The sequence below is a fragment of the Xanthomonas citri pv. mangiferaeindicae genome, from assembly GCA_002240395.1.
GTDB classification, from domain to species: Bacteria; Pseudomonadota; Gammaproteobacteria; order Xanthomonadales; family Xanthomonadaceae; genus Luteimonas; species Luteimonas citri_A.
Genome location: CP016836.1, coordinates 2,676,588 through 2,693,025, shown reverse-complemented (window position 1 = coordinate 2,693,025; position 16,438 = coordinate 2,676,588). Strand labels below are relative to the sequence as shown.

Annotated in this window: 10 protein-coding genes, 1 tRNA gene and 2 pseudogenes; 3 read left to right on the top strand and 10 right to left on the bottom strand. The window is 65.5% G+C overall.

Annotated elements, in window-relative coordinates; genetic code table 11:
- Positions 1–169: 169 nt before the first annotated feature.
- Entirely contained in the window at positions 170–442 is a 273-nt protein-coding gene (locus BEN78_11705; GenBank protein ASR43937.1) for a hypothetical protein, read from the bottom strand.
- 187 nt (positions 443–629) lie between these two features.
- A complete protein-coding gene (locus BEN78_11700; protein ASR43936.1) occupies positions 630–2,660 on the bottom strand; it encodes an excinuclease ABC subunit B in 2,031 nt (676 codons plus the stop codon).
- Between the two features lie 216 nt (positions 2,661–2,876).
- On the opposite strand from BEN78_11700, the gene BEN78_11695 reads away from it, so the two are divergent.
- Together BEN78_11695 and BEN78_11690 are read left to right on the top strand one after the other, a co-directional pair.
- Positions 2,877–3,368 (top strand): hypothetical protein, encoded by a 492-nt coding sequence (locus BEN78_11695; GenBank protein ID ASR45103.1) that lies wholly within the window; start codon positions 2,877–2,879, stop codon positions 3,366–3,368.
- A gap of 89 nt (positions 3,369–3,457) precedes the next feature.
- Positions 3,458–3,534, top strand: a tRNA-Asn gene (locus BEN78_11690).
- Positions 3,535–3,710: 176 nt separating this feature from the next.
- Here the strand turns inward: BEN78_11690 and BEN78_11685 are convergent.
- The 6 genes and pseudogenes from BEN78_11685 to BEN78_11660 form a co-directional block, all read right to left on the bottom strand.
- Positions 3,711–4,138: pseudogene (locus BEN78_11685) on the bottom strand (hypothetical protein).
- 2 nt (positions 4,139–4,140) lie between these two features.
- A pseudogene (locus BEN78_11680) lies at positions 4,141–6,230 on the bottom strand (hypothetical protein).
- A 1,587-nt stretch (positions 6,231–7,817) separates the two neighbouring features.
- Positions 7,818–8,378, bottom strand: coding sequence for a hypothetical protein (locus tag BEN78_11675; GenBank protein ID ASR43935.1), 561 nt, complete (start codon positions 8,376–8,378; stop codon positions 7,818–7,820).
- A 17-nt stretch (positions 8,379–8,395) separates the two neighbouring features.
- Positions 8,396–9,250: a hypothetical protein gene (locus tag BEN78_11670; GenBank protein ID ASR43934.1), complete on the bottom strand. Its 855-nt coding sequence runs from the start codon at positions 9,248–9,250 to the stop codon at positions 8,396–8,398.
- Positions 9,247–9,750 carry a type IV pilus modification protein PilV gene (locus BEN78_11665; protein ID ASR43933.1) on the bottom strand — a complete coding sequence of 168 codons (504 nt, stop codon included), beginning with the start codon at positions 9,748–9,750 and terminating at the stop codon, positions 9,247–9,249. Before BEN78_11665 ends, BEN78_11670 begins: the two co-directional genes overlap by 4 nt.
- The gene (locus BEN78_11660) at positions 9,741–10,268 is read right to left on the bottom strand and encodes a hypothetical protein (GenBank protein ID ASR43932.1); all 528 of its coding nucleotides are present in this window, start codon (positions 10,266–10,268) and stop codon (positions 9,741–9,743) included. The genes BEN78_11665 and BEN78_11660 overlap by 10 nt, the downstream gene beginning before the upstream one ends.
- Before the next feature lie 148 nt (positions 10,269–10,416).
- Here BEN78_11660 and BEN78_11655 point away from each other — a divergent pair, with 148 nt between their 5' ends.
- Positions 10,417–11,436, top strand: coding sequence for a hypothetical protein (locus BEN78_11655; GenBank protein ID ASR43931.1), 1,020 nt, complete (start codon positions 10,417–10,419; stop codon positions 11,434–11,436).
- Positions 11,437–11,460: 24 nt separating this feature from the next.
- Here the strand turns inward: BEN78_11655 and BEN78_11650 are convergent, their stop codons facing one another.
- Both BEN78_11650 and BEN78_11645 read right to left on the bottom strand, forming a co-directional pair.
- Complete coding sequence (locus BEN78_11650) at positions 11,461–12,849, bottom strand: LOG family protein (GenBank protein ASR43930.1); 1,389 nt, start codon at positions 12,847–12,849, stop codon at positions 11,461–11,463.
- Between the two features lie 114 nt (positions 12,850–12,963).
- Positions 12,964–16,224 (bottom strand): Oar protein, encoded by a 3,261-nt coding sequence (locus BEN78_11645; GenBank protein ID ASR43929.1) that lies wholly within the window; start codon positions 16,222–16,224, stop codon positions 12,964–12,966.
- Positions 16,225–16,438 lie beyond the last annotated feature (214 nt).

Here is a 16,438-nt window from a genome sequence, read left to right as displayed (position 1 = left end):
CGGTCTATCGCCCTACAGCGCCCGTGTACCGGGCGCAATTCAACCGCCCTTGATAACGCGCTCTGCCAAGGCGCGGGCTTGGATCGCCTAAACGCACTGGGCGATCCGACCGTGGCGGCAAGCCGTTACCGATCGGGTGCGACCGGCGCCGAACGCGCTGCGCCTACGCTCATCGGCGCCGGCTCGGGCGCAATCGGACCGCCACCGCCACCGCCTCCACCACCTCCACCGCCGCCTGGACGATAGATCTCGCACAGGTAGATCGGCTCATCGCTGTCGGGATCCAGGCCCCTTGCGTCTCGAGACAGAACGCATTGCATTGCTGCACATCAGAGAACAACGGGCCCGGCGCGACGCGACACATCCAGGTCTGCGCGGCCATGGCGGGCGTGGTGATCGCGCCTAGCGTCAGCGCAGCGGTTACGAACAGTGCACGGTTCATCTTGGACTCCTTCCAGGGTGAACCTCGCTTCTAACATGGCGCCCGCAGTGGCGCCAGGCCAAAACCGACGGTGACGCATGCAGGCGCGACACGCTCCGCGCTCACGGGGCAGGCTGCCCCTCCCCCCCGCACTGCAGACCTCGCGCCGACCAAGACGCAACATGCAGGCGACGCTCGCTTGCTTCGCTTAGCCCAGCGCAGCCGCCTTGATCTTCTGGATCTGGTCGCGCAGGCGCCCGGCCTCTTCGAACTCGAGATCGCGTGCGTGCTGGTACATCTGCTGCTCGAGCGTCTTGAGCTTGGCGGCGAGCTTGTCGGGCGACAGCGCCGCGTAGTCCTCGGCCGGCTCGGCAACCTTGCGGCCCTTGCCGCGGCCTTTCTTCTCAAGCTCGGGCTCGGCGCGCGCGCCTTCCATGATGTCAACGATCGCGCGTGCGACAGACTTGGGCGTGATGCCGTGCTCGGCGTTGTACTCGACCTGCTTCTGGCGCCGGCGGTCGGTCTCGTCGAGCGCGGTCTGCATCGAATTGGTGATGCGATCGGCATACAGGATGGCCTTGCCGCGCAGGTTGCGAGCGGCGCGTCCGATCGTCTGAATCAGCGACCCACCCGAACGCAGGAAGCCTTCCTTGTCGGCATCGAGGATCGCGACCAGCGACACCTCGGGCATGTCCAGGCCCTCGCGCAGCAGGTTGATGCCCACCAGTACGTCGAACTTGCCCAACCGCAGGTCACGGATGATCTCCACCCGCTCGACAGTATCGATGTCCGAGTGCAGATAACGCACCTTGACGTCGTGTTCGCTCAGGTACTCGGTCAGGTTCTCGGCCATGCGCTTGGTCAGCGTCGTGATCAGCACCCGGTCGCCCATCGCCACGCGCTCGCGGATCTCGCCGAGCACGTCGTCCACCTGGGTCGCGACCGGCCGGATCTCGACCACCGGGTCGATCAGGCCGGTCGGACGCACGACCAGCTCCACCACCTGACCCTGTGACTTCTCCATCTCGTAGCTGCCGGGCGTGGCCGAAACGAAGATCGCCCGCGGCGAGCGCCCTTCCCACTCCTCGAACTTCAGCGGCCGGTTGTCCAGCGCCGACGGCAACCGGAAACCGAAGTTGACCAGCGTCTCCTTGCGCGAGCGGTCGCCCTTGTACATCGCCCCGATCTGCGGAACGGTGACATGCGACTCGTCGATGACCAGCAGCGCATCGGGCGGCAGGTAGTCGAACAGGCACGGCGGCGCCTCGCCCGGCATCCGCCCGGTCAGGTGGCGCGAGTAGTTCTCCACGCCATTGCAGTAGCCGACCTCGGCCATCATCTCCAGATCGAACTGGGTGCGCTGCTGCAGCCGCTGCGCCTCCACCAGCTTGTTCTCCGCGTAGAACTGCTCCAACCGCGGCGGCAACTCGGCCTTGATCGCCTCGATCGCATCGAGCGTCGTGCGCCGCGTGGTCACGTAGTGCGACTTGGGGTAGATCGTGTAACGCTGCAGCGTGCGCCGGGTCTCGCCGGTCAGCGGGTCGAACTGGGTGATGCGCTCGATCTCGCCGTCGAACAGCTCGATGCGCAGCGCCTCGGCGTCCGACTCGGCCGGGTGCACGTCGATCGTCTCGCCGCGCACGCGGTAGGTACCGCGACGCAGTTCATGGTCGTTGCGACTGTACTGCATCTCGGTCAGACGGCGGATCAGCTCGCGCTGATCGATGCGCTCGCCGCGCACCATGTGCAGCACCATCCGGAAGTACTCATTCGGATCGCCGAGGCCATAGATCGCCGAGACCGTGCACACGATGATCGCGTCGCGACGCTCGAGCAGCGCCTTGGTCGCCGACAACCGCATCTGCTCGATGTGCTCGTTCACCGAGCTGTCCTTCTCGATGTAGGTGTCCGACGACGGCACATACGCCTCGGGCTGGTAGTAGTCGTAGTAGCTGACGAAATACTCCACCGCGTTGTGCGGGAAGAACGATTTGAACTCGCCATAGAGCTGGGCGGCCAGCGTCTTGTTCGGCGCCATCACCAAGGTCGGCTTCTGCACCCGCTGGATCACGTTGGCGATGGTGTAGGTCTTGCCCGAGCCGGTCACGCCGAGCAGTGTCTGGTGCGCTAGGCCGGCCTCGAAGCCCTCGACCAACTGCTCGATCGCCCGCGGCTGATCACCCGCCGGCTGGTAGGGCGAGACGAGCTGGAATCCGGCAGGTTGGATGGCGTCGTTCATGGCGTCTGCGATACGAGGGAGCACTTGAAATGGGGGCGACCGGCGCTGGCAACAACCGCCGGCGCGGGTAACCCCTGACGATAGCAGCCGGAGGTTCCCGACCCGCGGAGGCGGCATACACCGAGGGGCGCCACCACCCGGACTGGCCATGCTGACCGTTCCCGTTCAGGAGGATCGGCCATGCACCGCGAACGCGGCGTCACTTTGCTCGAACTGATGTGCACGGTCGGCGTGCTGTTGGTACTCGCGCTGGTCGCAGTGCCCGCCTTTGCGCAGGCAGTGGCGGCCTACCGCGCGATATCGGCTGCCGAGGGCCTTAGGGCTGATCTAGCCCTGGCCCGCAATGCCGCCGTCACCGGCGGCAAGAGCGTTGTCGTTTGCCCGCGCACCGAGGACAACCGATGCCGCGACGATGGCGCCTGGACGCTGGGCTGGCTGGTGCTGCGGGACCCGGATCGCGATCTCGCCGCCGACGTCGACCACGACCTACTGCGCATCGCCAGCCCGACCGGGCTGGCGAACGGCGACCTTGCCTTCGAGGCCAACCGCCCCTTCGTGCGCTACCGGCCCGATGGCCGCAGCGTCGGGACCAACCTGACCATCGCCATCTGCAGCGCCGGCCGCGTCCAGCGCCGACTTATCGTCAACAATGTCGGGCGTGTGCGGACCGAACGGGCCGGGGACGCCGCGCCGTGCGGCGCCGGCTGAGCCCCACCCCGCCCGCACCCGCCTGCAGGACGAGACGCGCACTCTGGGCGCTTGACCTCCCGCGACGAACCCTTAAACTACGCGTCCCCGCCCGAATAGCTCAGCCGGTTAGAGCACTTGACTGTTAATCAGGGGGTCGTTGGTTCGAGTCCAACTTCGGGCGCCAAATTCAAGAGGTCCGCAGCAATGCGGGCCTTTTTTGTGTCCAATACTATTGCGGCTGTCCAATACGACGGTCATCTGCGACTGGCCGAACTGCCCCGTGAGACGTCACCGGCGTCGCCATCGCACGCACCCCAAACTCGTCTCAGTACGACATGACGCTGGCGTCGTGCAGCGCCATCACCAACAACCGGACGTCGTGGGCGTACGCGCGCCCTTGTGGTCGATGGTCAACGTGCCACACGTCTTGTCCTGATTCTCCTGCCCCCCTTGGGCGCCGCGCTGAGCTTGTAGGTTCTGGCACCAGCGGAGCCCGTCACCTGGCTCACGGTGTAGTACGTCGCCGCGTCGTTGTCGCAGGGGAAGCTGGACGGAGAGCCCGTGTACGTTAGGTTGGTGGTGTAAAAACGCTCCATCTGCTGCACCGCCTGCATCAGACAGGCAGTGCCCGCCGCGCGGCGGGTCTTGACGATGTGCTGCATGTAGCTCGGATAGGCGATCGCGGCCAGGATGCCGATGATCGCAACAACAATCATCAGTTCGATCAGCGAGAAACCCGTCTGCGCGCGACGGCGCGCATGCCAGCGGGCGAAGAACGCGTGCGTCATCGTTAGTCTCCTCGGAGCTCGCGCCACGATACGCGATCCCAGCGCGGAGACGCGGTTTTAAACGAACGTGAAGCGTCGTCGGACCCAGTACTGCTCAACCCGGTACCACCGACCACGAGGAGGCCGCGCATTAACCTCGGCAGCGTCGGCATGCCAACGCCGGGATTGAACGACCCTACTGGCAAGCCCCCTGAAATCGCGTTGTCGTCTGTCTGCCCATTACCGTCCAGGTCGAAGTACGAGCTACCAGCACTGGTACCGGTAAACGCATCGAGTGCGTTAATGAACCCCGAGCCGCCAGCGTCGCAGGCATTGCCCGAAGGCATCATGCTGGCCGTGACCAGGAACGAGGACACGATCTGCGCATCCTGGACGATCCGCTCGCCGCTGCCTGGCAAGTCGATGTACCACCCCTTCGAGTTGGCCGGCAAGGCACTGCGAGTCTCGAATGCACGCGCTTCGAACCCGCTGACGGTTGTGCTCTGGACAGCGATGGTGCGCCGCGTGAGGGTGGCGCGGGTGGACGATGTCGCAGGATCGTCGTCAACCAGGCCATAGAGCGTCTGCACAGCGGTATTCCGGGCATCCGCATCCTCGGCCGTGAGGTAGCGCCCGGTACCGAAAAACACCCAGCGCTTGCGGGTCGTCGGGTTGGTGGCGACAGTTGGCGCACCCGTGATCGGTTGCGCGGTGCCGTTCGCATCCTGGGCCGTGAACAGCAGTTTGGCGCTCCACTGCGTCGCATTGGTGCTGGTCAGGTCGAACTTCCAGACGTTGCCGAGCATATCGCCCGCATAGACGTAGGCGAGCGTCTGCCCGTCGGCACTATAGACCCCGACTGGAGCCGACAACCCATTCGGCGCCTGCGACGAACCTACGCCTGTATCGATCTGTCGGATGATGTTTCCGTTCTCGACGTCAAGCACGATCAACACGGCCTTATCGCGCGAACTGTTAACCCCGTTGCCCAGCACCGCGGCCACCCGGCCACCGGTGACCTTGGAGAGCAGCGGCTTGCTCATCACCAGTCCCATATTGCCGTCGCTGCCGGTGGTGGTGTCCTTCAATTCCCACTTGTAGACACTTGTCGCGGTCGCCGTTCGGGGTGTACTCACGTCGAGTGCAAACACGCCCTTGCCACCGCGGCCAAGCGTTCCGATCAACAGATTCTTCCCCGGTGTCAGGGCTCGAGACGTGACCGATACGGGCCCATCGACGAAGTAGCGATGCGTGTAATCGGGCCGGCTCAGCGTCGACAGCGCGGAGATGTCGATGATGCCCGGCACGTAGGCGAACAGCTCCTGCCCATTGGTCGCATCAAAGGCATGCAACATGCCGTCGTTCGCTCCGACATACAGTGTGTCGGTGTCGCCGACATAGGCAGGAGACGAGCCCACGATATCGCCCAGAACGGCGGCGCGGTTGCGTAGAACCCCGCCACGGTTGTTCTCGAGCGTTCGCTGGCCTCTGAGGTAATTCGCATTGTCGACGCCCGTGACCGGATAGCTCGTCGGGCCGCCCTCGCGCCCCAGTGCAGTGACCTGCGCCGTGCTGGGGAAGTCCGCGCCGGCGCCCCCACTGACAGTGAAGACTTTGCGGTTTGCCCAGTCCTCGGGACGGAAGAGGTCCAACTCAGGTCACTCGCCACGCCCGACGAGGTCACAGCGCGCGCCGTGACTGCTCCGCTCCAGGTCCCTGAGACGTAACTGGCATTGAAGATCTTGCTGCCTGTATCGAGCGATACCGAATTGGAGGCCACGTTGGAGTAGGAACTCGTACGTGCCGAGATCACAGCGAGGGCGCTCTGCAGGCCCGCACTGAATTCCTCGGGATTGGAGGCGGCGACGAACGCACCACGACCATTGACGGCCGCGTGCAGCAGGTCGTCGATGCGGTCAGCATCCTCGCGATCCGTTGGGTCTTCCCAAGTGGCATTTGACGGCACGGCAGCCACGCTCGACCAGGGCTTTTTGCCATTGAGACCGATCGAGATGCCGAAGGTCACCATGTGCTGCCAGAACGCGGGATTGATCGAATTGTTGGGGACGTTGTTGGTGAGATCCGTCCGCAGATCCGCCTTCCAGTAACGCATCGCGACGTCGGCCAGCGTGTCCGAGTAACTGTCCGTGTAGGGCGCACTTGGACTGTAGCGGTAGCTTTGATTGTTGATACCGGTGATCTTCACGCCAGGGTCGCCATCCTGGTTACCGACCTTGACGCTGTAATTGTTACTGGTGTCGTTCCAGTAACCATCGGTGGTGAGGATCGCGAAGTTCTGACGGCACGAGAATTGCCCGGACGTCGCCTGCGGCCCGTAAGGGCCCTGCGCATCCGTGCGGCTGAAATAGCGGCCGGCCGAGTCGAGCGCGCCATGCAGCGGCGTGCCGTTGAAGCCGATGGCGCCCTGCATTCGGCTATACCAGGTCGAGCGCGAGGTCGTGGCGGCCGCGCCTTGGCCACTTGGATTGTCGACGAAGCGACCATCGTTCCCGTCGGCGACGGGGATATCGAAGCTGTTGCGATCCCAGATGGTGCGAAACCCCACCCGGACGTTGCTATCGAGATCGTTGAAAGCCTCCGACGCACCCGCTTTCGCCGCTTTCATGCGCGTGCGATGGTAAGAAAACCAGGTCGCGTAGTTAATTTGCTCGTCTTCAACCGTGCGCCCGGTAGGAGTCACTGATTGACAATTGATCCAGTCGCGTGACCCCGTCCCAGACGAACACCGGTTATTGGTGCTCAAGAAGACATCCAGCGTGACATTGTTAAATGCACTGTCGGCGTAGACGCCGATGTAGTACGTGTCACCAGCCACCGGCGAGTCAAAGGTGCAGCTCTCGTTGTTGCCGTTTCGATAGGGCCTGCAGTTGTAAGCCGATGTGGTGGGCTGTGAATTGAGGCGAACGTACAAATCCGCATCGCCCGTTCCGCCACTCGTCGTGACAGTGAGCTGCGAGATACCCGAAGGCACAGTGACGTTGTAGTACACCCATTGCCGCCGTGACGCTGAGAGCCGCGAGACGGGAAAGCCGGGCGCATTGGACGAGCCTGCGCTCACTTGCCCGTACTCACTGCGAATTACGTCATCACCTGTGATCTGGTAGCGATAATAGTTCTCGCCATTGCCCAGATAGGCCGCTGATGCCTGGGACCTGTCTTTTGGCACATAGAACGTCTGCACGCCGCCGCACACCTGCGTGCCGCCCGACGAGAACTCATCAGTTGTGGCATTGGAGTTGTTGCGGTTGTAGCGCCGGCAGCTTGACCCGCTCGCAAGGTTGATCGTGCCACCGCCCACGAGGTTGAAGCTGCCGTAGACCGCGTTGAAGCTCGTACCGCCCGTCATGCGACTGCCGTCGGCCCGGCGCCAGGTGAGGTAGTTCCGCGCCGGGTCGTAGGCCAGCGAGTTCCGTGTGTACGCGTAGTCAGAGACATCCGGCGTCGATGTGCTCGGCGGGTTGTCGGGCATCGACTCGAACGCCATCGACCCCGAATCGTCGAGGATGAACAGGATGTTCGGCGCGACGCGGCTGGCGGTGGTCAGCGGGTCGTCGGGGATGGTGATCCCCGCGCTGGCAGGCAATGCCAGCAACGTCACCAGGCAAGCTGCCGGCCCGGACCACCAACGGCGCTGCGAAGTGGCCGCGCGACGACGGACAGGAAGGGAGACGGACATGCTTCAGGCTCCCGGCTGCGGAATGCGGCTGACGACATTGGCCTGCAACACGACCTCTGCACGCCCTTCAGCCTGGCTCTTCGCGGTGATGCGGAAAATCGGGCTATGGCAGTCGAGCGGCACGGGCACCACCTCGCAGCTGCCTTGATAACCCGGCCCCGTCCCCAGGTATTCGATCCAGTATTCCGGTTGCGACACCAGACCCTTGTTGTCGAATGCACCACTGGGCACGGGCTTCCAGGCAGGGGCGGCCCCCGTCGGGCACACGCCCAGGTCGGCGCAGTGCGTGGCGGTCGGCACGATGCTGGCCCAGGTCAGGGTGGGCGCCGTGGCATCGGGTGCGACGCCCAGTACGTTCTGCTGCGCATAGCGCAGGGCCGCTTCAGCGGCTTCGAACGCGAGCCCACGGTCGCGGGTATTCGCACTCATGCGCTCCTGCAGCGTGGCGCTGCGCAGGATCGCGATGCCCAGCAGCGCGGTGATGACCAACAGCACCATCACCACGATCAGAGAAATGCCGCGCTCGGAAGCGCGGCCGGACGCAAGGCGGACACCTGGCGGCATCCATCGTCCTGAAACTGTCATAGGGTTCTCCCACGCACGCTGATCACACTCGATGCGCGACGCAGCAGCGGGCTGCCATCGACGGCCGCGCCCTGCAGCACGAGTTCGACCCGAACTGCGATCACGTTCGCGAAATTCGGCGTTGCCGAGTAGAGGCCGGTGCTGCTGTCCAGATACGAGAAGGCGACCGATTGCACGCCTTCGATCACTTCCTCGGCCGCGCCGCCGCCGCGCTTGACGAACAGCGACGGCTTGCCGTTGGCGTTGTTGGCGACAGACCAGGTGACGTCGCGGAACCGCGCCAGTGCCACCGTCGCCAGCGACGCATAGGGGTCGGCCGCAGGATCATATCCGGATGGCAGCGCAGCGAAGCTGATGGTCTGGTCGCCAACCGCGGTCGCGGTGACCACGAAGGTCTTGCGCGCATTGCAAAGCAGCAGCACATCTCCCGCACTGAACACGTTGGAGGCCTTCGAAAGCTGGCCGGGCGCCAACGTCAGGCCCGATGCCGATGCGGCCGCGATCTTGTATGCAGCATCCTCACCCGACGCAACTCGCAACGTGCTGGCATTGCCCGTGATCGGGGTATCGCGGAACAGCAGCGCATTGGTGCCTCCGCTGGCCATCTCCGATGCGCTCGAACAGGCGGAGCCACCGGCAGCCCGGATATCGCGTGCGATCAGGTCCAGCGCGATCCGCGCATTCTCCTGGATCCGGTTCAGATCCTCGTTGGCGGTGTAGCTGCGCTGGTTGGACAGGAAGATCGCGAATGCGGCGCCGACGACCAGCAGGCCCAGCACCATGGCGATCATCAGCTCGACCAAGGCCATGCCGGCGTCACGGTGGCGCGCCTGGAAACCGGGTCGGATCATAGCCGTGTCACCGTTTCGACCTGACGCTGCGCATTGCCACCTGCACGCGTGTCGTCCCATTGCACGACGACTGCGCAGGCATCCGGGCAGCCGCTGATGCTGGCACAGGTGGTCTTGTCCAGCGCCGCGGCCGTCGCGCCGCCGGCGGCGCTGGCCGCACCGGCGCCGACGGTGGTTTTGACTGCGATCATCCAGTCGCGCAGGTCGCGCTGGGCCAATGTGCCAGCCTCGGTCGGAACATCACACGTCATCGCCATGTTGTAGCTGCTGGCCTGCGCAATGTTCGCGCGCATCGCCTCGATGATGGAGTTGGTCTGCACCACCGCCATGCTGCTCGCCAGCGAGCTCTGGCCCGCACGCATCGCGACCGCCTGCAGCGCCGCAGTCCCGAGCAGGCCGATGCCCAGCACGACCACAGCGACCAGCACCTCGATCAGGCTCACACCGCGCTGGCCGCGCGGCGGCACCAAGGCGCGTCTCGGGTATCCGATCAAGCGCATTGTCCCTTCCCGTCCTTGCTGCTGCTGCGCGCGCTCCCGCTGATGTTGATATTGATCACGCGCTGGTTGCTCGAGGGATTGGTAGTGGGCATGCACACGGTCAACGACGATGCCGCCGACAGCAGGCCCGAGGGCCGGAACACGACGCCATTGGCCGGGCCACTGATCTGGAGGCTCTCCGGCGCGACCAGTGCGCGCAACACCTCGGGCTTCGCGCCGCTTTCGTCGATGACGAGCCAGCCGGACCACGCCGCCGCCTTGGTGCAGGTCGCCCCGTCGGCGGTGCCGCACAGCTTGACCCGGACATTGCGGCGGACGGCCTCCGAGCGCGCGAACTGCACGGCGGCCACCAGCTCGCTCGATGTGCTCGACAGCCGGTTGGCATTGATCAGGCCGGTCATCGACGGCACGGCGACGGCCGACAGGATCGCGAGCACCGCGACCGTCACCATCAGCTCGACCAGCGAGAACCCGTCCGTTCCGATGCGCCCCTGCGGGCCGCGTCTACCACTGCGCATAGCACCCCCGATTCGATCGGCCGCACAGTAGAGGGCGTCGGTCCCGGATGCCAGCGGTGGCCGACCAATGGTCGCTGCGGCGCCCCGAACGGTCACGCCAGTGCTGTTTGCGGCACGATGGCGGTCCCGCCCGGTCCTCAGCCCCCCAATGCCCGCGCCCCGGCCTCATCCGCTGCTCGCCCTGTTCACCGCGCCCGTGCTGGTCGCCGTGGTGCTGTCGAGCCAGGCGCTGGCGGCGATGCTCAGCCTCGCCCGGCCGCTGGATGCCGACTGGCCGATCCGGTTCGGGCTCACGTCGCTGGCGGTGCTGTGGATCGTGCTGGTGCTGCTCGGCGCGGTGCGGCTCGCGCGCCCACTGCTACTGCGCCTGCCGCCACAGGCCTGGACATGGGCGATGCTCGTGCTGCTGGTGGCGGTCGCCTCGACCGTCGGCTGGGCGGGCTGGCAGCTCGCCGGCGGGCCGGTGGCCGCCGAGTCGCCGCTGCGGTTTCTGGTGCGGGTCGTGACGTTGGCAGCGATCGCGGGACTGCTGGCGCTGCTGATCTACCAGAACTACTGGCGGGCGCTGCAGTCGTCGGCCCGCGCCGATGCCGCCGAGCTCGAGCTGCTGCGCGCGCGTCTGCATCCGCATTTCCTGTTCAACACGCTCAACACCGGCGCGGCCCTGGTCCACGACCGCCCGGAGGAAGCCGAGCGCCTGCTGCTCGACCTGGCCGACCTGTTCCGTGCCGCGTTTAGCGGGCCGGGCGTGATTCCGCTTTCGGAGGAGCTGGCGCTCGTGCGTCGCTACCTGGAGATCGAGTCGCTGCGCTTCGGCAGCCGGCTGGTGGTGCGCTGGACACTGCCCGAGGACATGGCCGTGGTCGCGGCCACGCCCGTCCCGGCGCTGGCGATCCAGCCGCTGGTCGAGAACGCGATCAAGCATGGCGTCGAGCCGCGCCTGGTAGGCGGCACGGTCCAGATCGAGGTGTCGGCGCAGCCCGGTCAGGTCACGATCCGGATCGGCAACCCGCTCGCGGCGCAGGTGCAGGCCGCATCGAGCGGCCACGGCATCGGGCTGGACGCGGTGCGCGCGCGGCTCACCGCGCTCGCACCGGGAGCTTCGCTGGTCACCCGCCCTGAGACCGACGGCTTCTGTGCGACGGTCACGCTGCCGACCGGCGCCTGAGGCGCCGGACGGCGACCGCCGGGATCAGGCGATGACTTCGTAGCAGGGGCGGTACTCGCCGGAGATCTTCATGCGCCGCTGCTCGACGAACGCGCGCAGCAGCGCGTCGAGCGACTGCATGATGTCGCTGTCGCCGTGGATCTGGAACGGCCCGTACTCTTCGACCCGGCGCAGGCCGTCTTCCTTGACGTTGCCGGCCACGATCCCTGAGAACGCCCGGCGCAGGTCCGCTGCCAGCTCGTGCGGGCGCCGGCCGTGGTGCAGGTCGAGTGCGGCCATCGCCTCGTGGGTCGGCACGAACGGGCGCTGCAGGTCCAGCGGGATCGTCAGCGACCAGTTGAAGTAGAACGAGTCCTTATGCGCGACCCGGTACTCCTTGACCTTGCGGATGCCGGCCGACATGCGCTTGGCGACCTTCTCGGGATCGGCGACGATGATCTCGTAGCGCGACGCGGCCTCTTCGCCCAACGTCAGGCGGATGAACTGGTCGATCTGCTCGAAATATGGCGCCGAGGCCGTCGGCCCGGTCAGGATGAACGGGAACGGGATGTCGCGGTTCTCCTCCTGCAGCAGCAGACCCAGCAGGTAGAGGATTTCCTCGGCGGTGCCTACGCCGCCGGGGAACACGATGATGCCGTGGCCCAGACGCACGAACGACTCGAGGCGCTTCTCGATGTCGGGCATGATCACCAGCTGGTTGACGATTGGATTGGGCGACTCGGCGGCGATGATGCCCGGCTCGGTGATGCCGATGTAGCGCGCCGGGTACTGGCGCTGCTTGGCGTGGGCGACGTTGGCGCCCTTCATCGGGCCCTTCATCGCACCCGGGCCGCAGCCAGTGCAGATGTCCATGCCGCGCAGGCCGAGCTGGTAGCCGACCAGCTTGGTGTAGTCGTACTCGGCGCGGCTGATCGAGTGGCCGCCCCAGCACACCACCATGTTCGGGTCGCCGGGCTGCAGCAGGCGCGCATTGCGCAGCAGGCCGAACACCGCATTGGTGATCCCAGACGACGACTCGAGGTCGGCCGCGTACTCGGGCCCGAGTTCGATCGCGGTGTAGGCAAGGTCACGGACCACCGCGAACAGCAACTCGGCCACGCCGAGGATGATCTGGCCGTCGACGAAGGCCATGCCGGGCGCATTGATCAATTCGATCCGGATGCCGCGGTCCTGCTGCAGGACCTGGATGTCGAAATCGGGGTAGAGCTCCTGCGCCGCGCGCGGGTCGTCGGAGGCGCTGCCGCTGGTCAGCACCGCCAGGGCGCAGCGCCGCAACAGGTCGTGCATGCCGCCACTGGAGGCGTCCTTCAGGCGCGCGACCTCGTCCCGGGACAGCACATCCAGCCCGCCGCGCGGGTACACGTAGGCATTCACCACCGGCAGCCCCGTCGCCGCCACGCTCGTCTCGCTCATCTGCTTCTTCTTCGGCTTGTTTTCACAGGTGCGGCACTGTAGCGCAGCCGCCCGCACAAACGGAAACGGCCGGGTTTCCCCGGCCGTTTCCCTGACGCCTGACGGCGCGTCGGATCAGAACTTGTAGCGGAAGCCCAACTGCAGCGACCACTGCGACACGCCGGTGTTGCCGATGCTGTTGGAGTTGTTGGCGATGGTCGGCGGCTCGACGCGGCTGGGATCGAAGTTGCTGTAGACGTACTTGCCGTCATAGATCCCGGCGGCGGTGAGCACACGACGGTTGGCGAAGAAGCCGTAGTCGTAGATGTGACCCCAATCGGAATTGATCAGGTTGCCGACGTTCATGATGTCCAGCCAGATCTCCGACTTGTGGCCGTTGAAGAAGCCGGGCAGCTCCTGGCTCACACGGATGTCGAAGCTGTTGACCCAGCTGGCGCGACCGCCGTTCTTGTCGACGTGACCGCCGCGGTAGCGCTGCAGGTCCTGGTTCTGCTCCAGCCACTCGAAGAACCGGTTTTCCATCGCCGGATCCGGCGTGAACACGCCCGACGAGCTCAGGCTGCCGAACAGCACGTCGCCCGGTGCGTTGGGGACGTAGAACAGGTCGTTGCCGCTGCGGCCGTCGCCGTTGGCGTCGTTGGTGAAGACGTAGCTGAAGGGACGACCGGTGCGGCCTTCGTAGAACACGCCGACCGAGGTCTTGTAATCACCGAAGAAGTTGTGACGCCAGTTCAACGACGCCGAGAAACGATCGCGGATCTCGTAGCGCGAGGTCGAGGCCACGTCTTCGTTGGCGTTGAAGATGTAGTTGTAGTTCCAGGTCGAGCTCGCGGTCGAGCTGGTCATGTCGCTGACCGAGTTCGAGTTGGTGAACGTGTAGCCCACGTTCCAGGACCAGTGGCCGTCAGGCGACCAGGGCTTTTCCAGCGACAGCGTGAACTGCTGGCTCTCGCCCTTGTCGGTGTTGTCCAAGAAGAACACCTGACCGAAATCGGTGTTGCGACGATAGCGGTTCGAGCCCGAGGTCCAGCTGCGGCCGATGCGCGCCGGGTCGTAGTACATGTCGCGCCCATCGGGGCCCTTGAAGACCGACTCACCGATGTTGATGCTGCGGTAGAACAGCGCGCTCTTGACCTGGGTGGCCAGCAGTTCGGCCGACGCGACCAGCCCGTACCACGGCAGTTCGTGGTCGATGGCGAGGTTGGCCTTCCACACCGAGGGCTGCTCGAAGTCGGGGCCGACGAAGTTGACGTTCATCTCGCCGCCAGCACCCGCGCCGGTCGGACGCGTCTGGTCGAGGCCGTTGGGCTCGAACGGCAGCGTGCGCCAGTCGACATCGTCGCCGAGCTCGAGGTCGTAGCGGACGTAGTTCAGGCCGGTGTTGCTGTAGGCGTTGCCGAACCACACCTGCGGCGAGGTGCCGCGGAACAGGCCGATGCCGCCGCGCAGCTGCGTCGGACGCTCGCTGTCGAAGGTGTAGTTGAAGCCGAAGCGCGGCTGCACCAGCCACTCGTCCTTGCCCAGCGCGTAGCTGTTGTCGTAGCCGAAGGCGTCGAGCGCGGCCTGGTTGAAGCCCGGACGGCCGCCGACGCTGGGCTTGTCGGCGCGCAGGCCGAAGGTCAGGGTCAGGTTGTTGTTGACGAACCAGGTGTCCTGCACGAACAGGCCCAGTTCCTTGTACTTGAACGCCGCGCCGACCGAATCGATGCTCGCGCCCGGCTGGGGGGCATGCAGCTGGTAGGTGCTCCAGCGACCGCTGGCGAAGTTGCCCTCTTCGAGCAGACCGCTCTCGTAGAACTCGTAGGTGCCGTAGGCGTTCTGGACGAACATGTTGTAGACGTCGTTGGTGCTGTAGTCGACGCCGAACTTCAGTTCGTGATCGGCGAACGCGAGCACGCCGGCGCCGTAGCCGGTCCAGGTCTCGGTCGTGAGCAGGTTCAGCGGGGTGCTGACGTCCTGGCCCATCTGGATGAAACGCCCGGTCGGGTTGGCCTCGTCACCCTCGAAGTAGATCTTGATGTTGGCGAGCGTGTTCGGGCTCACGCGCTCGGACGAGTAGTCGCGGTAGGACACCTTGAACTCGGTCGAGAAGTTCTCGCTCCAGTCGCTGAACATCTGCGCGACGTAGTTCTTGATCGACTTTTCCTGCTGGTAGTGCGTCGAGCTGAGGTTGACGATCGTGCCGCTGGTGGACGGGGTCCGCAGCTGGCTCTGGTCAACCTCGCTGTAGCGGAAGCTGGCGCGATGGTTGTCGGTGATGTTCCAGTCGATCTTGACCGCACGCTCTTCCATCGTCGTGCTGCCGTCGGTGTCGCCCAGGCCGCCGGCGTCGAAGCCGTGCACGTCACGGGCGATCCGGACCGCCTCGTCAACCTGCGCCTGCGAGATCGCACCGGTGCCCACGGCACTGTCGGCCAGGCTCGAGCCCGGCGCCTTCCATTCCTGCTTCTCGTAGTTGGCGAAGAAGAACAGGCGATCCTTCAGGATCGGGCCGCCGAACGTCACGCCGTAGGTCTGCTCCTTCTCGAAGCCGTCGAACTCGAAGCCCTCGGGATCCTTGCCGAACCAGTCGCCATCGCGATAGGCGCCGTAGACCGAGCCGCTGAACTCATTGGTACCCGACTTGGTGACCGCATCGATCACCGCGCCGGTCGCGCCGGCAATGGTCACGTCGTAGTTGGAGATGTCGACGTTGATCGCTTCGAGCGCATCCATGGCGACGGGCTGGCGGCGCGTCGGCAGATTGTTGTCTTCCAGGCCGAAGGTGTCGCTGACCGACACGCCGTCGACACGGATGGCGTTGTAGCGGGGATTCTGACCACCCACCGAGATCTGGCCGTCCGCCTTGTTGACCTGGGCGACGCGGGGGTCGAGGCGGATGTAGTCCTGGATATTGCCGCCGACCGAGGGCAGCGCCTCGATGACGTCACGGTTGACGTTGGTGCCGGTGCCCATCTTGGTGGCGCTGAAGACTTCCGAGCCGCCGCCGATCGCCGTGGCGACCACGGTACCGAGCGTCGTCATGTCGTTGTCCAGCGCGGCGTTGACCGTGCTGATCTGGCTCAGCGACAGGTAGACGTTCTCTTCGGTCTTGGTGCCCTCGCCCGCCTTGGTGATCGTGATCGTGTACGGACCGCCGACGCGCAGGCCGCGGGCGTTGTAGCGGCCGCTGGCATCGGTGGTGGCGCGGCTGACCGTGCCCGACTCGGTATGGACGATGGTCACTTCGGCGCCCGTGACGGGCTGGCCGCCAGCGCCCGTGACCTGGCCGCCGACGCCGGCGGAGGTGCTCTGCGCGAAGGCAGGGGCAGCGGCGAGTGCGACGATCAGGCCCAGCGACAATTTGGAAAGTCGGGCGCGATTCGGGTGTTTCATGGGTGGTTAGCCTCGATGCGTGGATAGCGGCGCGCGCCTTGCGGCGCGGCGACGGTCAGGTCGGTAAGCGAGTGGGGTCCCCTGCCACGGCGCGCGCTACCGCGCGAGTGGTTAAGAACAGGTTAACACGGTAGCGGGGCTCAGTGACAGTGCCATGACACCGGGCCGATCCCGCAAACGGCTGAATCCGTTGGCTTTTCTCCACGCACGGTGC

Excerpts from the sequence above, each read along its gene's own strand:
- BEN78_11655 (ASR43931.1), top strand. The coding sequence starts at position 10,417 with ATGCCCGCGCCCCGGCCTCATCCGCTGCTCGCCCTGTTCACCGCGCCC.
- BEN78_11660 (ASR43932.1), bottom strand. The coding sequence starts at position 10,268 with ATGCGCAGTGGTAGACGCGGCCCGCAGGGGCGCATCGGAACGGACGGG.
- BEN78_11665 (ASR43933.1), bottom strand. The coding sequence starts at position 9,750 with ATGCGCTTGATCGGATACCCGAGACGCGCCTTGGTGCCGCCGCGCGGC.
- BEN78_11700 (ASR43936.1), bottom strand. The coding sequence starts at position 2,660 with ATGAACGACGCCATCCAACCTGCCGGATTCCAGCTCGTCTCGCCCTAC.
- BEN78_11670 (ASR43934.1), bottom strand. The coding sequence starts at position 9,250 with ATGATCCGACCCGGTTTCCAGGCGCGCCACCGTGACGCCGGCATGGCC.
- BEN78_11675 (ASR43935.1), bottom strand. The coding sequence starts at position 8,378 with ATGCCGCCAGGTGTCCGCCTTGCGTCCGGCCGCGCTTCCGAGCGCGGC.
- BEN78_11645 (ASR43929.1), bottom strand. The coding sequence starts at position 16,224 with ATGAAACACCCGAATCGCGCCCGACTTTCCAAATTGTCGCTGGGCCTG.
- BEN78_11695 (ASR45103.1), top strand. The coding sequence starts at position 2,877 with ATGTGCACGGTCGGCGTGCTGTTGGTACTCGCGCTGGTCGCAGTGCCC.
- BEN78_11650 (ASR43930.1), bottom strand. The coding sequence starts at position 12,849 with ATGAGCGAGACGAGCGTGGCGGCGACGGGGCTGCCGGTGGTGAATGCC.
- BEN78_11705 (ASR43937.1), bottom strand. The coding sequence starts at position 442 with ATGAACCGTGCACTGTTCGTAACCGCTGCGCTGACGCTAGGCGCGATC.